Source organism: Nonomuraea sp. WAC 01424 (assembly GCF_003947315.1).
GTDB classification, from domain to species: Bacteria; Actinomycetota; Actinomycetes; order Streptosporangiales; family Streptosporangiaceae; genus Nonomuraea; species Nonomuraea spiralis.
Genome location: NZ_QHHZ01000001.1, coordinates 318477 through 339045, shown reverse-complemented (window position 1 = coordinate 339045; position 20569 = coordinate 318477). Strand labels below are relative to the sequence as shown.

The 20569-nt window shown below is 70.1% G+C and carries 18 protein-coding genes; 10 read left to right on the top strand and 8 right to left on the bottom strand.

What is annotated here, in order from left to right; translation table 11 throughout:
• Nucleotides 1-327 precede the first annotated feature (327 nt).
• Complete coding sequence (locus DMB42_RS01530) at nt 328-978, bottom strand: TetR/AcrR family transcriptional regulator (protein WP_260477418.1); 651 nt, start codon at nt 976-978, stop codon at nt 328-330.
• Nucleotides 979-1381: 403 nt separating this feature from the next.
• On the opposite strand from DMB42_RS01530, the gene DMB42_RS01520 reads away from it, so the two are divergent.
• Nucleotides 1382-1858: a DUF6326 family protein gene (locus DMB42_RS01520; protein WP_125629829.1), complete on the top strand. Its 477-nt coding sequence runs from the start codon at nt 1382-1384 to the stop codon at nt 1856-1858.
• Between the two features lie 162 nt (nt 1859-2020).
• Here the strand turns inward: DMB42_RS01520 and DMB42_RS01515 are convergent, their stop codons facing one another.
• Nucleotides 2021-2521, bottom strand: coding sequence for a hypothetical protein (locus tag DMB42_RS01515; protein ID WP_125629827.1), 501 nt, complete (start codon nt 2519-2521; stop codon nt 2021-2023).
• A gap of 271 nt (nt 2522-2792) precedes the next feature.
• Here DMB42_RS01515 and DMB42_RS01510 point away from each other — a divergent pair, with 271 nt between their 5' ends.
• Entirely contained in the window at nt 2793-3023 is a 231-nt protein-coding gene (locus tag DMB42_RS01510; protein WP_125629825.1) for a hypothetical protein, read from the top strand.
• Between the two features lie 49 nt (nt 3024-3072).
• On the opposite strand, the gene DMB42_RS01505 is transcribed toward DMB42_RS01510, so the two are convergent.
• Nucleotides 3073-3834: a hypothetical protein gene (locus DMB42_RS01505; RefSeq protein ID WP_125629824.1), complete on the bottom strand. Its 762-nt coding sequence runs from the start codon at nt 3832-3834 to the stop codon at nt 3073-3075.
• A gap of 224 nt (nt 3835-4058) precedes the next feature.
• Here DMB42_RS01505 and DMB42_RS01500 point away from each other — a divergent pair, with 224 nt between their 5' ends.
• Nucleotides 4059-5042, top strand: coding sequence for a helix-turn-helix transcriptional regulator (locus DMB42_RS01500; protein ID WP_125629822.1), 984 nt, complete (start codon nt 4059-4061; stop codon nt 5040-5042).
• A 60-nt stretch (nt 5043-5102) separates the two neighbouring features.
• Here DMB42_RS01500 and DMB42_RS01495 read toward each other — a convergent pair whose 3' ends face one another.
• Nucleotides 5103-6107: a helix-turn-helix transcriptional regulator gene (locus DMB42_RS01495; protein WP_125629820.1), complete on the bottom strand. Its 1005-nt coding sequence runs from the start codon at nt 6105-6107 to the stop codon at nt 5103-5105.
• Between the two features lie 210 nt (nt 6108-6317).
• On the opposite strand from DMB42_RS01495, the gene DMB42_RS01490 reads away from it, so the two are divergent.
• Together DMB42_RS01490 and DMB42_RS01485 are read left to right on the top strand one after the other, a co-directional pair.
• On the top strand, nt 6318-7172 hold the full coding sequence (locus DMB42_RS01490; protein WP_125629818.1) for a hypothetical protein: 855 nt from the start codon (nt 6318-6320) through the stop codon (nt 7170-7172).
• Nucleotides 7169-7723 carry a hypothetical protein gene (locus tag DMB42_RS01485; protein WP_125629817.1) on the top strand — a complete coding sequence of 185 codons (555 nt, stop codon included), beginning with the start codon at nt 7169-7171 and terminating at the stop codon, nt 7721-7723. Before DMB42_RS01490 ends, DMB42_RS01485 begins: the two co-directional genes overlap by 4 nt.
• A 274-nt stretch (nt 7724-7997) precedes the next feature.
• Here the strand turns inward: DMB42_RS01485 and DMB42_RS01480 are convergent, their stop codons facing one another.
• A complete protein-coding gene (locus DMB42_RS01480; RefSeq protein ID WP_185844414.1) occupies nt 7998-8663 on the bottom strand; it encodes a hypothetical protein in 666 nt (221 codons plus the stop codon).
• Between the two features lie 10 nt (nt 8664-8673).
• On the opposite strand from DMB42_RS01480, the gene DMB42_RS52910 reads away from it, so the two are divergent.
• The 3 genes from DMB42_RS52910 (at nt 8674) to DMB42_RS01470 (ending at nt 15946) form a co-directional block, all read left to right on the top strand.
• Nucleotides 8674-8883, top strand: a complete 210-nt coding sequence (locus DMB42_RS52910) for a hypothetical protein (protein WP_185844413.1) — start codon at nt 8674-8676, stop codon at nt 8881-8883.
• Nucleotides 8884-8944: 61 nt separating this feature from the next.
• Complete coding sequence (locus DMB42_RS55915) at nt 8945-11806, top strand: AAA family ATPase (protein WP_312024713.1); 2862 nt, start codon at nt 8945-8947, stop codon at nt 11804-11806.
• A 201-nt stretch (nt 11807-12007) separates the two neighbouring features.
• Complete coding sequence (locus DMB42_RS01470) at nt 12008-15946, top strand: S8 family serine peptidase (protein WP_125629815.1); 3939 nt, start codon at nt 12008-12010, stop codon at nt 15944-15946.
• 215 nt (nt 15947-16161) lie between these two features.
• Here DMB42_RS01470 and DMB42_RS01465 read toward each other — a convergent pair whose 3' ends face one another.
• Entirely contained in the window at nt 16162-16752 is a 591-nt protein-coding gene (locus DMB42_RS01465) for a helix-turn-helix domain-containing protein (protein WP_185844412.1), read from the bottom strand.
• Between the two features lie 73 nt (nt 16753-16825).
• On the opposite strand from DMB42_RS01465, the gene DMB42_RS01460 reads away from it, so the two are divergent.
• Complete coding sequence (locus DMB42_RS01460; RefSeq protein WP_185844411.1) at nt 16826-17989, top strand: MFS transporter; 1164 nt, start codon at nt 16826-16828, stop codon at nt 17987-17989.
• Between the two features lie 1006 nt (nt 17990-18995).
• On the opposite strand, the gene DMB42_RS01455 is transcribed toward DMB42_RS01460, so the two are convergent.
• Nucleotides 18996-19541, bottom strand: coding sequence for a GNAT family N-acetyltransferase (locus DMB42_RS01455; protein WP_125629809.1), 546 nt, complete (start codon nt 19539-19541; stop codon nt 18996-18998).
• 182 nt (nt 19542-19723) lie between these two features.
• Here DMB42_RS01455 and DMB42_RS54080 point away from each other — a divergent pair, with 182 nt between their 5' ends.
• Nucleotides 19724-20002 (top strand): hypothetical protein, encoded by a 279-nt coding sequence (locus DMB42_RS54080; RefSeq protein WP_221761968.1) that lies wholly within the window; start codon nt 19724-19726, stop codon nt 20000-20002.
• Here DMB42_RS54080 and DMB42_RS54075 read toward each other — a convergent pair.
• A complete protein-coding gene (locus DMB42_RS54075) occupies nt 19969-20442 on the bottom strand; it encodes a hypothetical protein (RefSeq protein WP_221761967.1) in 474 nt (157 codons plus the stop codon). The genes DMB42_RS54080 and DMB42_RS54075 overlap by 34 nt on opposite strands.
• Nucleotides 20443-20569 lie beyond the last annotated feature (127 nt).

Here is a 20569-nt window from a genome sequence, read left to right as displayed (position 1 = left end):
CTCGGTGCCGCTGAGCTCTTCCGCTCACCGGACGAAGAGCTCTGCGCTGGAGGTGATTCGAGTCATTGAGCCCCACAGGTTCGTCCCTGGCTGCGGATCGCGTTGACGATCTCCCGCAGCGCATCGTTGCCTTCGTGGCCGCTGACCGAGGGGTGCGCGGCCTTCCATGCCGTGAGGACCGGTTCGATCAACGCCCGCTGAGCGTCGGTTAGGTCGCTCGGGTACGGCTTGCGCTCAGTGACCGCGCCATCCCAGCACAACTGGACCGCAGACTGGCGGTAACCCTACAAATCCACACGATCACATAACGACATCACGGATGGCGGCTCACGTAGGCACTCTCAGGGGCTCGAGGGCGGCCAGGACGAGGTCGAGGCCGAAGGTGAACTCCTCCGCCGGGTCGTAGCCGGCAGCGGCGAGCACCGCGGCGGACTCGTTGAGGTAGGGGAACTCGTCAGGAGGAAGCTGGGGCAGGAAGACGTCCTCGGCCATGTCCGCGAACTCATCGGCGGTGTCGAACGGCAGGCTGGCTTCCTGCAGGGCGAAACCGTATACATAGCTGTCGAGCAACCAGTTGGCGTGCGTCGCCATCAAGACCGGGAAGCCAGCCCTCCGCAGGCAGGCGGTGACCGCTTCGCGGTGGCGGAGGTTCGCGGGCCCCGGCGATGTCCGCGACTCCATCAGGCTGATCGCCCACGGGTGGCGTGCGAGAACCTGTCGGGTGGATACCGCCCGACATCGCATCGCTGACTGCCAGTCGGTCTCTTCGGGCGGGAGCTCGATCTCCTCGAACACGACGTCGATCATGGCGTCGAGCAACTCTTCCTTGCTCGCTACGTAGTAGTAGAGCGACATCGCGCCCGCGCCGAGCGCGCCGGCCAGCCGGCGCATGCTCAGCCCGTCGACCCCCTCGCGGTCGGCGAGCCGGACCGCCTCGACCACCACTCGTTGCTTGCTCAGCGCCGCGTCTGACGCCACCTGGCGTTGTTCCCTCGCAGACACGGGTCTCCTCTCGCTCGCTCGAGCGGCTTGACAATCGTCCAGCGCACAGTCATGGTACAGCGTACGTCCGTAGTACGGTGTACGACGTACGGTGTACGAACCAGTCAGAGTCGTAGCTCGGACGTGAGGAGGCTTCTGTGGGAATCGAACAGCGATCGAGTGCCGGAGCACGCCTGGCGCCGGGGGCGAGTCCGGCCGGGGCGACGACGATGCGGGCCGCCGGCAAGCATCGTTACGGCCTGCCCTCAGCACTCGGGTCGTCCGAGGTCCGGGCTACCGCTGCCCGATCGAGGCGATGTGCCCGTCCAGGTGGGCGCGGCCTCGGTACATCCCTGCCGCCAGTCCGGCGGAGGGACCGCTCCTCTCGAAAGAAGAACCGATGACCATCCGAACGAAAACCCCGAGCCTGCTCGACAACCGGCCGGTCCCCGTGCACGCCAAGCTCGCCGCCGCATGGACCAGCTTCATGTTCCTCTACATCTACGTCGACTACTTCCACCTCCACAAGCCCGGCGTCATCGACAACCTCCGTGCCGGCGTCATCTTTGAGTTCGACACCAGCCCGACGTTATTGACCATGATGCTCGCGTCCGTGGCGATCCCGGCCCTGATGGTGATGCTCTCCATGACGCTGCCCGCCCGGGTGAACCGCGCCACGAACCTCGTCGTCGCATCGCTCTACATCCCCTACTCGGTGTTCAACGCGGTAGGGGAGTCCTGGGCCTGGGCCCCCTTCTACGGCCTCTCCATCGGAATCGAGGTGCTGCTCCTGGCCTTCATCCTGCGCTCCGCCTGGGCATGGCCTCGAACCCCCGCCGTCCCAGCCGGTCCCGCGACGACCGACCTTCGACAGTAGGTGTCCGTGAAAAGCCCTACGGCGTGAAGCCCGCCGCCGCGGACACCGGGCTGACCGTGACCAGCTCAGTCGCGGTATACGCAGAGAACCTGCTCACGAGCGGTCCGGTGTCCGCGCCAGCCGCGCCCGTAGGCCGAACGGCGGTTGACCGACCAGCAGACCTCATCCAACCAACCGCAACGACGAAGGGGGTATTACGTCCTTTTTCGCTGAGCCAAGCTGCTCGACAGCCTTGGTGTAGCGGTCGGTGATCTGGCCCTGCTGGGCGGTGTCGACCGTGCGGGCGGTGTACCACAGGCCGAGGGCAGTGAAGGCGACACCGCCGATGACGACGAGGCCGGTGGTCGCCTGGATCAGGGTGTGGCGGGCGGCGGGGCCGATCAGCAGACCGATCACCAGGCAGGTCGTGGCAGCCATGGCCACACCGCCAAGCGTCCAGCGCATCCAGGCCGGCAGCACAGGGTTGAGCGCGGCCCAGGTCGCAGCCGCGATCGCGACCAGGAGCAGGACGAGGCCGAGCGTGCGCAGCAGTCCTCTGCGCCGTGGCGAAGCCGCGGAGGGGGCCGGCAGAGGGGCTGGGGGAGAGGGTTGCACGGGTTCCGGAACGGGGGTTGCCGGAACGCCGGGCGGCGCGGTCCAGGTGGAGGCAAGGGCCGCGCCCACCCAGCGGAGGCGATGAGCCCGGCCGACGCTAACGCCGCCCGAGGGGCCCAGGAAGGTCTGGTCGTCACCTCTCCATTGGACCCTTCGCGGTGACGACCCGGGGCGGGTATCTGTCACTCCACAAGTGGCCGCCTCCGCTTGGTCCTTCCTGTTGATCTCCCGGTAAAGCAGGCGTGTTCGGCCACGACCACCCTCGCGGGATGAGAGACCCTCACCCCTGGAGCAGGACTCCCGGTGCAGCGAACACCGCGCCTGTGGCCTTCCCGGCCAAGTGCCACGAAGGGCGGAACCCGGTGAGAGCCTGGTCCTCACGCGTGACGGCGCGTCGATCGCGACGATCTCCAGCACCGTCGACGTGGTCCAGGGCGCCGTCGTCGTCACCGAGATCGAGGAGCCCGAGCCCGGGGTCCGGTACGACGGCCCGGTCCGGTGGCTGCTCGACGCCGGGGCCGGGACACCGCTGCAGATCGCACCTGCCGCGGAGCCCGGCGGGAACGAGTGAGGCCGGGCGACCCGGCCGCCGATGTCTCTCCTTCGGTGCGAGCCGTCCGTCACTTCGGGGGCGGCTGGGACGGCGGGCCGAACATGGTGGCGGTGTCGACGGTGGCCACGGCTCCCGAGCCCGTACGGGTGGGTTCGCCGTCGGCGCCGATGAGCGGCAGCCGGTCCGGGAGCCTGCTCGGGTCGACCGCGCCCGTGCCGGTGATCCAGGACGGGCGCGGCGGCTGCGACGATGGCGTCTTCGCCTGGAGGCCGTACTTGGCGGTGAGCCACACGTTGCCCGACGGCAGGGAGCCGCCGTTCCAGCCGCCGTCCCATACGTATCCGAAGGCCAGCGTCGCGTACCAGGCGGTGCCGCAGGGGGCGGGGTTGGACCCCTCGCCGCTCCACATGTACCAGTCGGCGTGAGAGGTGGTGTTGGGGGTGTAATGCCAGTCGGAGTCCAGGCCCAGGCAGGTGCCCCAGACCTGGGTGTTCAGGTTGTAGACGAGCACGACTTGACGTATCGCGAGATGGCCGGCGGGTACGGCCCATCCACGGCCGCACGGGATGCCGTCGTTCGGCCCGAAGACGTTCGCCGCGGACGTCTGGTAGGAGCCGGCGTTGCCGTTGGAGAGGTCGAGCATCTCGGCGTAGACCAGGACGCACAGGGAGTCCGAACGGTAGACCCAGTCCTCGTTGTGGCGCCCGTTGTCGGCGGCGTGCGCCGGGGTCGTCGAGGTGGCCGCGACCAGGACGGCAGCGGCGGCGGCGCACAGGGCGCGGCGGGCCCGCCGGCCTGTCGTGCCGGGCGTCGGGGGGTGACTTCGCATGATGTTCTCCTCAGCGGTGTGCGGGGGGTGATGACCACGACGCCGGCCGGGAGCGGCCGTTGCGAACGCAGGAGCGCCGAGGGGGGGGGGGGGGGTGGGGCGGGCCGTTCGCTGTCATGGTCGAGGCGCGCCGGGGGGCGCACAATCTCTTCGGCGGGGCACCGAACAGTTTCGCCGTCAACCGGACGATTGCTTGAAATCGATCATCAGGGGACGATTGGTGCATGCGTCTGAACTTCCAGGTGGGCGACCTCGCGGCCACCCGGATCGTGGTCTCGCCCCTGCCCCACGCGATCTTCGCGGCCTTCAGCGTCCATCATCCTGAGCTGACCGAGAAAGGCTCGATCTGGCGGGACATCGCCAGGACCGTGCCGCGCCGGACGCTGCCGCTGCTCGACATCCTCAACCGCGGCGCCTCCCGCGTCACCCTCCATGACGGCCTGGTCGCCTCCGAGGTGGCCCCGCCGATCCAGACCGCCGCGCTCTCCGACGAGCTCGACGCGCTCGCCGCCCTGGACACCCCGCCGCAGGAGCGGGAGTTCGGCGGCGACCTGTGGCGCTTCAGCGGGCTGCCGGGACGGCCCGACCTCGACATGGACCCGGCGCGGTTCCGCCGGGCTCTGGCCGACAGCATGTACGTGCTCTTCCACCGCTTCCTCGCCCCCGAATGGCCCGGCATGCGCCGCCGGCTCGAAGCCCGCCTGGCCACCTACCAGGAGACGGCGGCGCGGATCGGGCTCGGCTCGGCGCTCAGCACGCTCAGCCCGCGGCTGTCCTGGGACGGCAGCGGCATGATCGTCGCGGGCGGGCCGGATCGCACGATCGATCTCGGCGGACGCGGCCTGCTGATCCATCCGATCGTCGGCGCCTCGCCCCGCTACCTGGGCATCGCGACGACCCAGGACCGGCGCAGCTCGGTGCTCACGGTTCCCATCCCCGACAGCGGCCGCCAGGCGATGCCGTCCCCGGCCTTCGACTCGCTCGCCGCGCTGGTCGGGCGGGCGCGGGCGCGGGTGATGCGGGCCGTCGGCGGGCCCGGCTGCCGTACGGACGAGCTGGCCGGGCGGCTCAAGGTCAGCGCCTCGACCGCCTCCGAGCACGTCACCGTGCTGCGTAACGCCGGGCTGATCAGCACCCGCCGCAACGGCCAGGCCGTCCACCACCACCTGACCGCCCTCGGCGCCCGCCTCCTGGAGGCCAACGGCTGACCCGGCGCCTAACGCTCGCCCCCAGGGGCCGATGGAGCCGGTCGGCGTGGCCGAGTGGCGTCAGGGGGCCGGGTGTGGTGTGTCATGCCGGTCCAGGAGGGTCAGACCGATCTGGGTGGGGTGGTGCTCGACGCTGCCGTGATGGCGGCGGGTGGTGATCAGGCCCGCCTCGCGCAGCACGGCGGTGTGCTGGCTGATGGCCGCTGAGGAGACGTCCAGGCTTCGGGCCAGGACGCCGGTGCCGGTCACGCCCTCGGCGATGGCGGTGAGGATCGACGCCCGGGTGCGGCCGAGAAGATCGGCCAGCGCGTTCGCCGGCGTGCCGGTCGTCCAGACGTTCGCGGCCTGGTCGGCGTCGAGCGTGGCCGGGTAGACCAGGAGGCCGCCGGTGAGGCACCTCGGGTCGTACATCACGGTGGGGACCCGCAGGAAGAACGAGGACACCAGCAGCAGCCCCCGCCCGTCGAGCGTCAGCTCGGCGGGTCTCTCGTCGCCGTTGCGGACGTGCAGCGTCGGCGGCGCCCAGCGGACGTCCGGATGCAGGCTGGACAGCAGGCCGTCGACGCCATGGTCGAGCAGGATCGTGCCGCGCCGGGCGCGTTCGGCGGCGAGGTGGGAGAGGATGCGTGCCCAGTGCGGCGCGACGGCGGCCCGATGGTAGCCCTCCACCGTGGCCAGCGCCTCCCGGCGGGCGGCCAGGCTGTCGACGAGCCCGGCCAGAACCGCCGGCACCCGGCCGTGATGGTCGGCGTAGTAGTCGAGCTCCGCCTGGACCGCGTGCCGGCTCCTGGACAGGAAGCGCTCAGCGCTCTCGGCGAACTCGTGTCCGGGGCCGGCCAGGTTGACCAGGTCGAAGCTGGGTCCTCGGGACGGCAGGACGGCCCCGAGTATCGCGTGCCGGGAGTCCAGCCCGGCACGGGCCCGGCGCCGCCACGCGCCGAACGTCGCCTCTCCCGACCGTCCGCGCAGCATGGTCAGGCTGAACAGGGTCTCGGCCATCGGGCCCAGCGTCGGCGCCACCCTGATCCGCGCCAGGTCGTCGCTGGTGAAGTGAATCCTGTGCATTCGCCCCCCAAACACGTCGCCGTATCCGTCACGGAACGCCGCCGATCGGCCACGCACGTCGCTGAGCGGCGGGATTAAGCCAGGACTTACAAGCCTCCCGGCAGCTGATTTCTTCCTGCGAGAGTGAGCGGGCCGCCTTTCCGTGGAAAGGCGGCCCGACCCGACCTCAGGCGAGTTCACTTCGGGGGAATTCACGTGTCAGGACGACAGTTGCGGCATGCCCTGATCGGGCTGGCCGTGCTTGCCGGATGCGCGGTTGCGCCGGTTGCGCCGATGGAATCCGACGTTCTCCAGCAGGCCGAGCAGGTTCTCATCGGCGCCTGCATGAGCGGGCGGGGCCTGCGGTACTGGCCGGAGCCGAAAAGCAGGACTCCGGACATGGACCGTTTTCCCTTTGTCGTGGACGACGAGGAATGGGCGCGGAACAACGGGTACGGCAGGGCGGCGAGAAAGGAGCTGGAAAAGGCGGCCGTCCCCGCGCAGAACTACTTCCGCGGCCTGCCGGAGGGGAAAAGGCGCGCCTGGCTGACCGCTTACCACGGCGACCGGTCCGCCGTCCTGGAGGCGGCGCTGCCCGTCGGCGGCACGGTGGGTCACAGTGCCGGCGGCTGCGTGACGCAGGCGTGGCAGGAGCTCTACGGGGACAAGGCGCGCTGGTTCCGCGCCAGCAGGGTCACCCAGACGCTCGTCCAGATGCGTATCGGCCAGACCCAGGCCGCCCCCGCCTACGGGGCCGCGCGTCAGCGCTGGTCCGCGTGCATGAAGGCGGCCGGGTTCACCGCCGACACGCCGCTGGCTCTGCGCAGGGAGCGTCTGGCCGACCAGGAGGGCGGCGCGGAGGCCCGTGACCGGCGGGCCGCGACGGCGGAAGCACGCTGCGCGGCCTCCTCCGGCCTGTCGAGGACGGCACGCGACCTCGACAAGGCCAACGCCGCCGCGCTGGAGGCGCGCTATCCGGCCGAGTACCGGAACGCGCGCAGCCTGCGCGAGGCGGCGCTGCCGAGGGCGCGTGCGCTGATCAGGAAATCGCTCATCGCTGAACAGGGAGAGGAAACCCCATCGTGAAGGTTCTGAGGAACGCGTTGCTCGGCGTCATGACCGTCGCCGCGGTGCTGACCGCCTCGACGGCGGCCTACGCCGAGCCGGCCCCCGCGCCCACGTCCGAGGCGGCCAGGCCGGCCGTCGAGGCGGTCAAGCCACAGCGGCCCGAGGGCAAGCCGAAGATCCAGTCGGGGCTGCCGGTGCGGGCGCTCAACGCCGACGGCAACTTCTACGTCTGGTCGGACGACATGAACAAGGCGCTGCTGTACACGGACGACGCCTACACCGGCTGGCCGTCCGGCTGGAACAACACGGTGGACGTGGTGTGGAACAACGGCTACCCCGGCCCGTACGACGACGTGAACATCTACGACTACGCGCCCTGGTCCGGCAGCGCCTACGCGTGCATCGGCAACGGCGACTACTGGGACCTGCGCCGCACGGACATCAACTACGTGTTCTCCTGGGTCAACGACGGCGCCGACGAGTGGCAGCGCGAGCCGCTGGGCAGGCGCGTGCACGACAACGGCAGCGGCCACATCTGGGTCGACTGGTGCGGTAACAACAACCGCTAGACACGGGGTGTGCGCCGACTTCCCGGAGTCGGCCAGGTCGGTGAGGAGTCGTCCAGGTGCCGGGCGAGCGGTTGGGAGCGGCCGAGCTGCTCGGCGATGACCGGATCCACCGTGCCGACCTTCTCCGTCCGCCGGGTTGCCGGACAACCGGGAAACGAAGCCTGCGCGCCGGACAGCGGCCGCCCAGGTCGCGCTATGCCGGTGATCGCTGTCTTGCCTGATAGCGGAGGTTGTCGCGGGACCTCGCCGAACAGGACGGGGAGCGTTCCGGGATCTAGGAGTTGCTGGTCAGGGTGTAACTGCGCGTGACTGCGGTGAGATCACCGTCCTCCCTGGTGGCGGCGACCAGGTCGGGAGGTCTGGGGACGAAGCCCGGCACCGTGGTCAGCCCGTCGGTCTCGGCGATCAACGTGAGGCGAATCCGGTCCCTTTCCGGTATGCGCACGGCGATCTGCACTCCCCGGGCGGGAATGCCGCGGAAGCGGATCTCCGAGGGCCAGGTGCCGGCTCGTGCGCCGGTGACGGGCACGCTCGCCGACCCGAACCGGCCGGCCGATGCGGTGGCGTGGGCTATCGGCTGGTCGAGCCGTAGCGTCACCGAGCGCGTGCCCTTCCCGGCGCTCACGTGCAGTTTCAGCGTGTCCCCGCGGTAGGCCAAGACGTCGGCTCGCGGGCCCTCGGCGGTGATCGCCGGTGCCTGTCCGGTCCACAGTGTGCCGCGTGCGTACCCGGGGGGCAGCGCGGAGGTGTCATGGCCGGACACGTACCGCTTGGTCCACTGCGCCGGGTCCGCGTCGGCGCTGACCCAGTGGGCGGTACGGGTGGCGGCGTCCATGACGTACGCCAGATGCGTGCGCCGCGGCCGGTCGGCGTCGAAATCGTCCATCACGAGCCCGGCCGCGACCAGCCCCGCCGTGAGGAGAAGGGCCGTCAGGGGCACCGCGACGACGGTGGCTCGCTTCGAACGACGGCAGACGATCTGCCAGACCGACATCCGCTCCACCACCCACCTGCGTGAAATGCAAAGCGGCAGCTGTCTCGGCAGCCTGAACGCTGACTGCTGCGACGGTGCCCCGGCTCAATCCACTCGCGGCCGGATGGACCGCAAGCGCGCGGTGAGCATGGCCGACGTCGAACGCCCGCACCGGGTGCGCGGCTGAAACCGGGCGAATCCCGACTAGTAGGCTGAACCTCGTTCTGATCTCGAACGAGGCCGGTGACGTGACCCTCCGAATCGCCAGCAGCGCACAGATCGTCTCGCCGAAACTAGTCGCTCGGGCGACAGAGCTGTCCGCGCTGTTGTCCACGCTCGGCAGCCCCCCGGCAGTCGCAGTCGTCGAGGGCGAGGCGGGGATCGGCAAGACCCGGCTCGTCAGGGAGCTGACCACCGAGCTGGCCGGGACGCTGGTGCTGACCGGCGGCTGCGGGCACATCCGCGAGCCGTTCCCGCTCGGCCCGGTGCTCGAAGCGTTGCGCGGCACCGGCGAACGGCTGGCGGCCGCCTCCCTGTCACCGGTGGCGGGGGCGTTACGGCCGCTGCTGCCCGAGCTCGCGCACGTCCTCCCGCTCGCCCCTGAGCCGCTGGACGACCGGGTCGGCGAGCGGCACCGGGTGTTCCGCGGGCTGGCCGAGCTGCTGGCCACCCTCGGTGTGGTGGTCCTGGTGCTGGAGGACATGCACTGGGCCGACGAGCAGACCGTCGAGTTCCTCGGCTACCTGCTGTCGGATCCCCCGACGGGCCTGAGCGTGGTCCTCACCTACCGCGGCGAGGAAGTGGGGGTCGGCGTGCGGGCGCTGACCTCCCGGCTGCCCACGGCCGTGGCCAGGACCCGGGTGGCGCTGACCCCGTTCGGCACGGCGGAGACGCAGGAGCTGGCCGCCTCGATCCTCGGCACCGCGCGCGTGTCCGAGGACTTCGCGCTCTACCTGCGGGAGCGCACGTCGGGCCTGCCGTTCGCGATCCAGGAGCTGCTGGCGCTGCTGCGCGCCCGTGGCAGCCTCGTACGGCGCGACGGCGGCTGGGCGCGCAAGACGATCGACGAGCTCGACGTCCCCGCCGGGGTGCGCGACTCGGTGCTCGAGCGGGTCAGCCGCCTGTCTCCCGCCGCCCGCGCGGTGGTCGAGTCGGGCGCGGTGCTGGAGGCGCACGTCCCGATCGGCACGTTGCTGGCCACTTGCCGGATCCCGGCGGGCGAGGCGGAGACCGGGCTGGACGAGGCCCTCGAACGCGGCCTGCTGATCGAGCGGTCGGGGCTGGTCGGGTTCCGGCATCTGCTGGCCGTACAGGCCGTGTACGGCAGCGTGCCGCTGTCGCGGCGGCGGGACCTGCACGCGCGGGCGGGTGCGGCGGTGGGGCGGCTCAGCCCGGTGCCGCTCGGGCAGCTCGCGCACCACCTGCGCCACTCCGGGCAACTGGACGCCTGGGTGTCGGCGGCCGAGCAGGCCGCCGACCAGGCGACCGCGCTCGGTGACGACGACGAGGCGGCGCACCTGCTGGAGGCGGTGCTGCGTGAGGCCCCGCTCGACCCGGTACGGCGGGCGGAACTCGCGGTCAAGCTCGGCTGGGCGAGCACCAGGACGCTGAAGGTGGTCGCCGAGCTCGACGCGCTGTCGGCGGCGCTCGCGCACGACCCGCCCCAGCCGCTGCGCGGGGAGCTGCGCTTCCTGTACGCGCTGGGTCTGGACCGGACGGCGGCGGAGCCCCACCTGCAGTGGCGGGCCTTCACCGACGCGGTGGAGTCCTTGGACGGGCGGCCCGACCTGGTCGCGCAGGCGATGGTGGGGCTCGGCCTGCCGACGACGCCGGCGGTGCCGCTGGCCGAGCACGTCGGCTGGCTGGAACGGGCGCTGGAGCAGTTGCCCGCGATCGACGACGCGCCGCTGCGCGCGTTCGTGCTGGGCAAGGTCGCCATGGTGCTGACGGCGGTGGGCGATCCTCGCTGGGCGGAGCTGTCGGACCGGCTGCTGGCTCAGACGGGCGGCCGGCCCGTGCACCGCAGGGAGGTGGGCGCGTTCGGCTCGCTCGGCGAGGACGCGTGCTATGCCGGACGGTACGAGTTCTCCGACCGGATGCTGTCGGCCGCGCTGCTCGGGGCTCCGGGCTGCGACCTGACCCGGTGGATGGAGTTCAAGTGCCGTGCGGCGCTCGCCGTACTCGCCTACGCGCGCGGTGCGTGGGCGGGCCTGCGGGAAGAGATCGCGTTCCTGGCCGAACGGCTGGTCGATCACCCGCGCGAACTCGCCATCCTGGACACGGTCAAGGCCTGTCTGACGCTCGCCTCCGGCGAGGTCGAGCAGTCCCGGCTCGGGCTGCTCGACGTGGTGGAGCGGGCGACGCGGATGGGCGCGATCGACCTGCTGCCGATCGCGATGGGCGCGCTGCTCAGACAGAGCGGCGAACCGCCCGCCGGGGTCGCGGCGGCCATCGCGGTGTGGGACACCAAACGGCTCTGGCCGGTGGCCGTGCGGGTGCTGCCGCCGCTGGTCGACGCGCTGGTCACGGCCGGGCGCCAGGACGAGGCGGAGGCACTGACCGACCGGCTCGGCCGTGAGCTCGCCACGCTGGACGCGCCGCTCGCGCCACCGTCGCTGGCCCACGCCCGCGGCCTGCTGGCCGCCGTCGCGTCGGACCCGGCCACCGCATCCGCCGAGTTCCTGGCCGCGGTCGACGACTACGACCGGCTCGGCTGCCCGTACGAGGCCGCCCAGGCGCGCGAGCTGGCCGCCGCCGGCCTGTTCGCGCTCGGCGACGAGCGCGCCGCCGATTTGCTGAACGCGGCCCTGACCGGGTACGCCTCGCTCGGTGCCCGCTGGGACCTCGACCGTGCCTCCCACCTGGCCAGGCGGCGCGGCGTCCCCTCACCCGCCCGGCACCGGGGCGGGCCGAGCGGTTACGGCGGCGACCTGTCACCCCGGGAGCGGGAGGTCGCGACGCTGGCGGCGACCGGGCTGACGAACAGGGAGATCGCGACGGAGCTCTTCCTGTCGACGAAGACGGTCGACAAGCATCTCAGCGCGGCGCTGCGCAAGCTCGGGCTGCGTTCGCGGGCCGCGCTCGCTCGGCGCCTGGACGGAGGGGCATAGATGGGGGTTTTTACCCATAGGTAGGTAGAGGGCGCGCCGCAGACGATGGGTGTCATGTCCGAAACCGATCCACAGCGTGACCCTGAGCCGCCGGAGGAGGGCGACCAGGAGCCCGACGAGGACCCCGCTGCCCTAGCGCCCGATGACGGATGGGTCGACGTCTGACCGCCCGCCCGCCTGACCCACCTCCCGAGGAGCCCCATGCCTAGTTTCTCGCGCCTGTTACGGCGCGGATCCGCCGTCGCCGTCACCGCGGTGACCCTCGCCGGCTCGCTGTCTGCCGTCTCCACGGCGGGGGCGCTGGCCGTACCGGCCGCGCAGCCCGATCTGGACAGGCTGCCGGCGGGCACGCACAAGATCACGCTCATCACCGGCGACACCGTCACCCTGTCGGACCGGGGCGGCGCCCACGAGGTCGACGTGGACCCCGCCGCCCGTCCGGGCGGCCCGGCGCCCGCCTTCCTGACCAGGGCGACGCCCAAGGGCGTGTACGTCTTCCCGACCGACGCCATGGCCGCCGTGAACGCGGGCAACGTCGACAAGGAACTGTTCAACGTCGAGTACCTGGCCGAGAACGGCTACACCGACGCCGAGACCAAGCAGCTGCCGGTCATCGTCCAATACCCGAGGGGACAGCGCGGGGCGAAGGCGGCGGCGGACGCGCTGCCCGCCACCACCACCGCCACCGACCTGACCAGCATCAGCGGCGCCGGACTGCAGGTCGACAAGGCTGAGGCCGGCGACTTCTGGAGCGCCGTCCGCGCCGGCGGTACGGCCGCGCGCACCCTCAAGCAGGGCGTCGCCAAGCTCTGGCTGGACCGGAAGGTGCAGGTCAACCTGGCCGAGAGCGTTCCGCTGATCGGCGCGCCCCAGGCCTGGGCCGCCGGGTTCGACGGCACCGGGGTGAAGGTCGCCGTCCTCGACACCGGCGTCGACACCAAGCATCCCGACCTGGCGGGCGTGCTCGCGGAAACGCACTCGTTCGTCCCCGGCCAGGACGTGACCGACGGCCACGGCCACGGGACCCACGTGGCCTCCACGATCGCAGGCTCGGGCAGTGCGTCCGACGGGAAGAACAAGGGCGTCGCCCCCGGCGCCAAGCTGCTGATCGGCAAGGTGCTCGACAACGCCGGCCGGGGCGAGTCGTCCTGGCTCATCGACGGCATGGAGTGGGCCGCGAGCAGCGGCGCCAAGGTCGTCAGCATGAGCATCGGCGGTGGCGTCAGCGACGGGTCCGACCCGATGTCGCAGGCCGTCGACGAGCTGACGGCGAGCACCGGCACGCTGTTCGTGATCGCCGCGGGCAACAACGGGCCCGGAGCACGGACCGTCAACACGCCGGGCACCGCCGAGGCCGCCCTGACGGTGGCGGCCACGACGAAGACCGACGAGCTGGCCGGCTTCTCCAGCCGCGGCCCCCGCCTGGACGGGGCACTCAAGCCGGACATCGCCGCCCCGGGCTTCGGCATCGTGGCCGCGCGGGCCGCGGGCACCGCGATGGGCACGCCGGTGGACGACTACTACACCTCCGCCAACGGCACCTCGATGGCGACCCCGCACGTGGCGGGCGCCGTGGCGATCCTCGCCCAGCGCCACCCCGACTGGACGGCGGCGCAGTACAAGGCCGCGCTGATGAGCACCAGCAAGCAGGTCGGGCTGACCGTCTACGAGGAGGGCGCCGGCCGGGTCGACGTGGCCAGGGCGGCCTCCCAGCAGGTCGTCGCCACCACCGCGAACCTGGACTTCGGCGACGGCAAGACCGCCACGAAGCAGGTCACCTACGCGAACCTGACGGACCAGCCGGTCACGCTCACGCTGACCCCGACTCTGTCCGACAGCAAGCGGAAGCCGATCGAGGGCGCGCTGAGCGCCGACAAGACCCTCGCGGTCCCCGCCGGCGGCACCGCGACCGCGACGGTCACGCTCGACGCCGCCGACCTCGGCTTCGGCGCGTACGGCGGCGCCATCACCGCGCAGGCGGGCGACGTACGGCTCAGCACCCCGGTCGGCCTCTTCATCGCGGGACCGAGGGTCACGCTCACCGTCAAGACGATCGGCCGGGACGGCGCCCCGCTGACCCCCACGGGGCTCGACGTCATCAGCGTGACGGACTCGGACGAGCAGCCCGACGGTGCCGCCGTCCCGGAACCGGGCGTGGTGACGATCCGGGTGCCTCCGAGCACCTACAGCGTGATGGAGCTGGCCAGCTGGATCGACGACGACTCGCGCACCAACTACGCCTGGCTGAGTGATCCGGAGGTGAACGTCGCCGAGGACACCACGATCACGCTCGACCTGCGCAAGGCCGGCCAGGTGCGGTTCGGCACGCCCACTCCCGCCGGGCCGCTGAACAACATGGTGGTCGAGACCTACCAGCGCACGACGGAGAACGGCGCGCAGTACGCGGGCATGCTCGACCACAGCCCCTGGGACCTGGTCTGGGCCCTTCCCACCAAGCGCGTCACCAAGGGCACGTTCCGCTTCGCCCAGCAGACGACTCTCGGCCAGTCGGAGGTGAGCATGTCCCTCCTCGGCAAGGGCATGCCGGACATCCAGGCCGTCCCGGGGATGCACTGGGAGTACGAGGGGGTCGAGAGCCAGAACGGCCATCCCGGCTGGGTCCCGTTCACTGGAACCCAGGATCTCCCGGTGGTGAACGTGGGAACGGGCACTCCGGAGGAACTGGCAGGCCTCGACCTCAAGGGCAAGCTGGCGCTGCTGGAGACCGGCTTGCAGGTGACCATCTTCGGCACGGCCTGCGGGGTGCCGATCGAGGTGGTGCAGAACCTGCGTGCGGCCGGGGCCGCCGGTGTGGTGGCGTTCCCGAGCGCGCCGTCGGAGGCGATGCCCCGCTGCTCCCTGCCGCTGCCGATCTCGCAGACGCCGTTCACCGGCGAGCTCAAGGAGCTGGGGATCGCCAACGTGTCCCTGTCCGCCCGTGACGGCGCGGCGGTACGCGACCGGCTGGCCAAGGGCCCGGTCACGATCCGGGTGACGGGAACGCTGGACACCCCCTTCACGTACGCGCTGAAGGAGTACCAGGAGGGCAGGATTCCCGAATCGCTGAACCACACCTACAAGCGCAACCAGCTCGCCCAGGTCGACGTGGTGCACGTGGCCCCGGACCCGGCCACCAAGTTCTCCGACCACCGCCTGGCCTGGAAGCAGGACGAACGCCTCTTCACCGCGCAGGCCGTCGAACTCGGCACCTGGTCGGCCGTCGGTCCGCACACCCGGCGCGACTACGTCGGGCCGCTGGCGGCGGACGTGATGCAGCTGAACATCAGCGTGGCCAGGCCGTCGGACAACACCGTCGAGGTGAGCGACGTTCTGGACATCTACGACAAGCCGGTCCGCACCCAGCAGCGGATGTTCGCCGGACCGCGCACGCCCGGTGGCTACACGGCTCCGGACAAGGTGTACCGGGTGCCCGACCCCGCCAGGCCGTACCCGGCGACCCTGGGCCTGAACACCCCGTGCGACCTGTGCAGGCGCGGCGACCTGCTCTTCCCCATCTTCCACACGATGAGGGTGAACGGCGGGCTCCAGCAGCACGACGACATGGGTGGGATCTACAGCTACACCTACCGTCTCACCAAGCAGGACGGGACCGACGTGCCGTTGACCAACATCAACCGCGTCCCCCTGTTCAGGCTGCCCCCGGAGAAGGCCACGTACCGGCTTTCGGCGACGAGCAAGAAGATCAACGCCGTCTGGACGTTCACCTCGTTCCGTGCGGAGAAGGACACGGTGAAGCCCGGCCACATCTGTGCGGTCGTGTCCACCGAGCCGTGCCGTCCCGAGCCGATGGTCACCGTCGGCTTCGACCTGGATGACACGCTCGACCTGCGGAACACCGTGGCCACCGGGCGCCACCGCTTCACCGTCAACGCGGGACACGGTCCTTCGCTGGAGGCGATGCCGAAGATCGCCGGGCTGAAGGTGTGGGCCAGCACGGACGACGGCAAGACGTGGAACCCGGTCCAGCTCTCGAAGAAGAAGGGCGGCTCCTACACCGCGACCGCGACCTACCCGTCCCGTGACAAGACCACGGGCACCGTCAGTCTGAAGGCGGAAGCCTGGGACACCGACGGCAACCGGGTGGAGCAGACGACGCTGAAGGCGTTCGGACTGCGCTGACGAAGAAGGAGCACCGCCCGGACCGGGGTCCGGGCGGTGCTCCTTGCCAGATCTGTGACGAGGTCATGCGCAGCCGATCGACACGTGCCTGGTTCGTGTCGTGCCCGGCCAGTGCCGGTAGGTCGGTCATCGTGGAGTGAGACCCGCCGGCACCTTGCAGGTCGTCGGGACGGACTGAAGCACCGTAGGGCGGAGCCTCACGACAGACCGTCGAATCAGCCAGGGGCAAGGCTCGCGTAGCGAGGGTCTCGGGCGCCCGCATAGACAACGACCATCGTCAAGTGGGCCGGCTCTGTGCCTTGGCTGCTGTAGGCGTGCGGGCGGTCGCCTCGCATACGGAGCGCATCTCCCGCGGCGAGTTGAAAGAGTGCCCCGCCGACGGTGACCGCGACGCTGCCCGAGTGGAGCTGCAACAGTTCCCGGGTGCCGGGCGGATGCGCGGGCGTGGAGATCTTGTCGCCCGCAGGCAGCCGGAACTCCCAAAGCTCGGTGAAAGGCGGCTGGCTGTCGTTGATCAAGAGCCTGGTGCGGCCTTCGGAGCGAACCACGGCGTCGGCGGCACGGGAGACGCGGCCAAGCTCCTCCGGGGGCTCCACCAACTCGCCGATCGAGACACCGAGCGTGGCGCTGATCCGAGCGAGCGTCGCGATGCTTGGGTTGGTGCGCATGGTCTCGATCTGCTGGAGCATGCCGCGGCTGACGCCGGACCGTGTGGCCAGCTCTTCCAGCCGCCAGCCTCGGTCTTGACGTGCAGCGCGCAGGTTTGCGGCGAGGGTGTGGCCTATGGCCTCGGCGGGATCGGTCATGGCGCAATGCTGCCCTAGGGTGCAGAATAGTGCGACCATGACACAAGATACTGGTCGCTCCGAGCGTCGAGCGGTGCGGCGGCTGCTCGGCGCCAGCTTCGTGGACTTTCTTGGCTCGGGGCTCTTCCTGGCCTTCTCGGCCGTCTACTTCACCGGCGTGGTCGGGCTCGCCGCAGGCCAAGTCGGGCTGGGCATGAGCATCGCGGGTGCCGCGGCCATAGCCGCCGCGATACCGCTGGGCCGGGCGGCCGACCGCTACGGTGTCCGGCGGGCACTGGTGCTGGTGCATGCCCTACGCGCTGCCGGAACCGCCGCTTACGCCTTCGTCGGAGATTGGTGGGGGTACCTGGTAGTCGTCACGATCATCACGGTCGCCGACCAGATCGCGACTGCACTGACCCAGGCGTACGTAGCGGAGATCGTCGAAGGAAACAGCCGGGTAAAGGTGCTGGCCTCGTATCGGACTGTGATCAATCTGGCGATCAGCATCGGCGGTCCACTCGGAGGGCTGCTGGCCGGCACCGGTCTCTTCCGGACCATCATCCTGGCCAACGCGGCAGCCTATCTTCTGGTCACCGCGGCCTTCGCCACCCTGCCCCAACCGGTTCGAACCGAAGAGCCCGCCCCGGTCCGGCGAGGCCTGGGCGTGCTACGTGACCTGCGGTTACTCTCGCTGGCTGGTGTGGATGGCGTACTGCAGCTTTGGCAACCGATCCTCAACCTCGCCTTTCCGCTGTGGCTCGCCCAAGCGACCACATTGCCGGACGGCTTACTTGGGGTGCTGTACGCCATCAACACAGTCCTCGCGCTCGTCTTTCAAGCTCTCATAGCGCGCCACATCACAAGCCTCAGGGCTGCCCGGCGATGTCAGCCCGTCGCTGCGGCATTCGCTGCTGCTGCCTGTCTGTTGTTTTGGTATGCGGCCCAGTCGATACCTCTTGCACTCTTCTCTGCTGCGCTGGTGATGCTCACCGCGGCGGAATTGATCGCTGTCCCCGCGGCCTGGACGTTGTCGTACGCCTTCTCTCCGGATGACCAGAGAGGCGAGTACCTGGCGGCGTTCGGCATGGGTCGCTCGGTCAGCCGCTACGTTCTTGGCCCCATCTTGATCACCGGCATGCTCCAACTGGTGGGCGGTTGGACCTGGGGCATCCTGGCGCTGCTCTTCGTCGCCGCAGGCATCATCGCACCCCTGACCATCAGGAACGCAGATGCGACGCGGTCGGCCACAAACTGACCGATATCTGCCCGGCGCTCAACCCCTGCCCGTTCTTGTCGGCGAAGACGCGCCGGCACCCGGTGGCCCTGAACGCGCCCAGGTGACGCACAACGTCCTGGCCGACGGCGGAAATGCGGGGTAGCTCGGGAAGTAGGCGGCACAGCTCTCCGGCGTAAGGCCTTGGCCTGCCCTGTGGCAGATGGTGGCGGCCGCGATCTCTGAGGTGAAGTCGAAGAGCTGGTAGGGAACGCGACGTCGAGCGGCCATAGACGAGCCCCGGCTACTTGAGGAAGAACGCCCAGCAGATCAACGACCAGGCAGCCTCGATGGGGTGGTACCAGCGCTCACTGAACATGAATCCGCCTCATCCAGGCGATACCACCGGTCGCTGAGCTTGGTACCAGAACTCACGCGTAGACCCATCGGGCCCTGTCGCGGCCGGTCGCACGAACTCGAGCAAAGGGTCCAGGAGGGCACCGAGGCGTGCCGGATGGGATTATCTGGAGTCAAGAAAATCAAATGGCTGCACCGCCCGATATGAGGTGCTGATCGCTGAGGCCATCGACCCCCCATGGTCGGTCCGGGCTGTACGTTGAGCGGCGGCGTGTGGTATTCGTACTATGACGATCAAATAGTGACAGATGCGTCGAAACTGGACGTCGACCATCTCGTGCCCCGCCTGCCCCAACGCGCCACTGCCCGTCCCGGCACACGACGTGCACAGGATGGCCCTCCGCTCCCGAAGTAGGCCCAGGACGCCTAGAGCTTGTGTGACTGAGGTTCTGGTCGAGGGCCCCGGCGAGTGAATCCGGACCGTGGCGTCGGCGGGCTCGTAGGGGACCTTTCAGCACTTACCTCGCGGCGCAGGAGGGGGCGGTGCAACAGCCAGGCATACAGGTGTAGGGCTACTCTTGCAGGCCCGCTGCCGCTCTCGGGGCCATCGGTCATCGGTTGCGTCCCGTCGAGGCCTTCGGCGGCGGCCACCTGCGCGAGCTGCGCGATCTGGTGGCTGATGCTCGCGTCTCTACCGCGGGTCGAGTACGCGCGTCATCCAGATCGAGTTACCGTGTTCGACGTCCTCGTCGATGCGGTCGCTTCGGTGGAAGCCGAGTTTCTCAAGGACGCGGAACGAGGGTGTGTTCCACTCCCGCACAGTGGCCCAGAGGCGGCGACGCCCTGTTCGAATCGCGGCTTCCAAGACCACACGGGCGGCTTCTGTCGCATAACCATGGCCGTGAGCTCGTTGTGCCAGCTCGTACGCGATCTCAGGTTCGTCGAACGATCCCTGGCCGACGGTCAATCCGCAATATCCGATGAACTCACCGGTGTCGCGCAACTCTATGGCCAGCAACCCGAGCCCAGGATCCGCCGTCAGCGGATTCGCAACGAGCCAGTTGCGGACGTCCTCGACCGTCGGCCGTCCCTCGGCGTCGATCCGCCGGGCCGCCGGCACTCGCGGGTCCCGCTCAAACCACAACCCGCGGAACTGCTCTGCATCCGACGGCACCCACCGTCGCAACCGCAGCCGCTCGGTCACCAGCTCCGCCGGAAGATCCTCATATGTCCTCATTCCGACCAACCTAACCCAAGGCTGGTCAACCTCGGACGGTGGCGGGGCTCGGGACTGGCAGAGACCGTTGATCGAGTGATCTGTATTCACCTGTGCGGGAAGATCGGTGGTCACTTTGAGTGGTCACCGGCGGCGTAGCGGCTCCAAGGGCTTCCGACTGCCGAAGCCTGACGTGTCGTGGCTTGAGGGGTGTAGCCGAGCATCTCGGCAACGACCGGGGCTGGAGCTTGCAGTACGAGCTGGCGCAGCGCGGCCTCCCTGGCGGCGCCGCCAGGGAAGCCGCGTTCCTCTCGAATGGTGGCTGCGTTGAGCGCCCGGGACTCGGCGAGCTGGAGGAGCAGGGCGGCGAACGGTTCGGGAACCGGGCAAGGTGGGTCGCCGAGTTGGAGGCATACCTCGGTGTCGTTGATGCTGATGTCGTCGAGGGTCAGGCCATGATGCGGGTGATGGGCTGGGCATAGAGGAGTGTCAGGCAGGCGGTGACCCGGGCGCGTAGCGGCATTTGATCGTCGGTGGCTGCCCGGAGGATCAGCTTCAGACGGCGGCGCCGGGTCAGCGGTGCGGAGTTCCCGCGTGGCAGGGCGGGCAGGTCAAGGCGGGACATGTGATGGCTGTTCATGGCCCAGGTCAGGAACGCTGCGAGGGCCCTGCGTCGGGGCTTGGGGTGGGTGGCGTGCCAAGCGTCCAGGTCAGCTTGCCTGCACCGTGGTAGGTCGAGCCCGCGCTCATCGAGCCAGGCAAGGAAGGCTCGGGCGCGCAGGGTGGGCAGGAGGTGCCAGGTGGCGAAGCGGCGCAGGAGCGGTTCGTGCGTGTGGCCGTCGAGCTCGGCGAGGCGGTGGGTGAGCCAGGTCTCGGTGTGCAGGAGCTGCTTGTCGACGGCTGGGAGCGCGCCGCAGGCCATCAGTAGGTCCCGCAGACAGGCGACGGTTCGCCAGTTGGAGAGCTGGTGAAGCGCCTGGTGGGGTCAAGGGGATGTGGCCGCGGGCCAGGCCGGTGAGGAGGTTCTGGACGTGGGCGGTGCGCAGCCA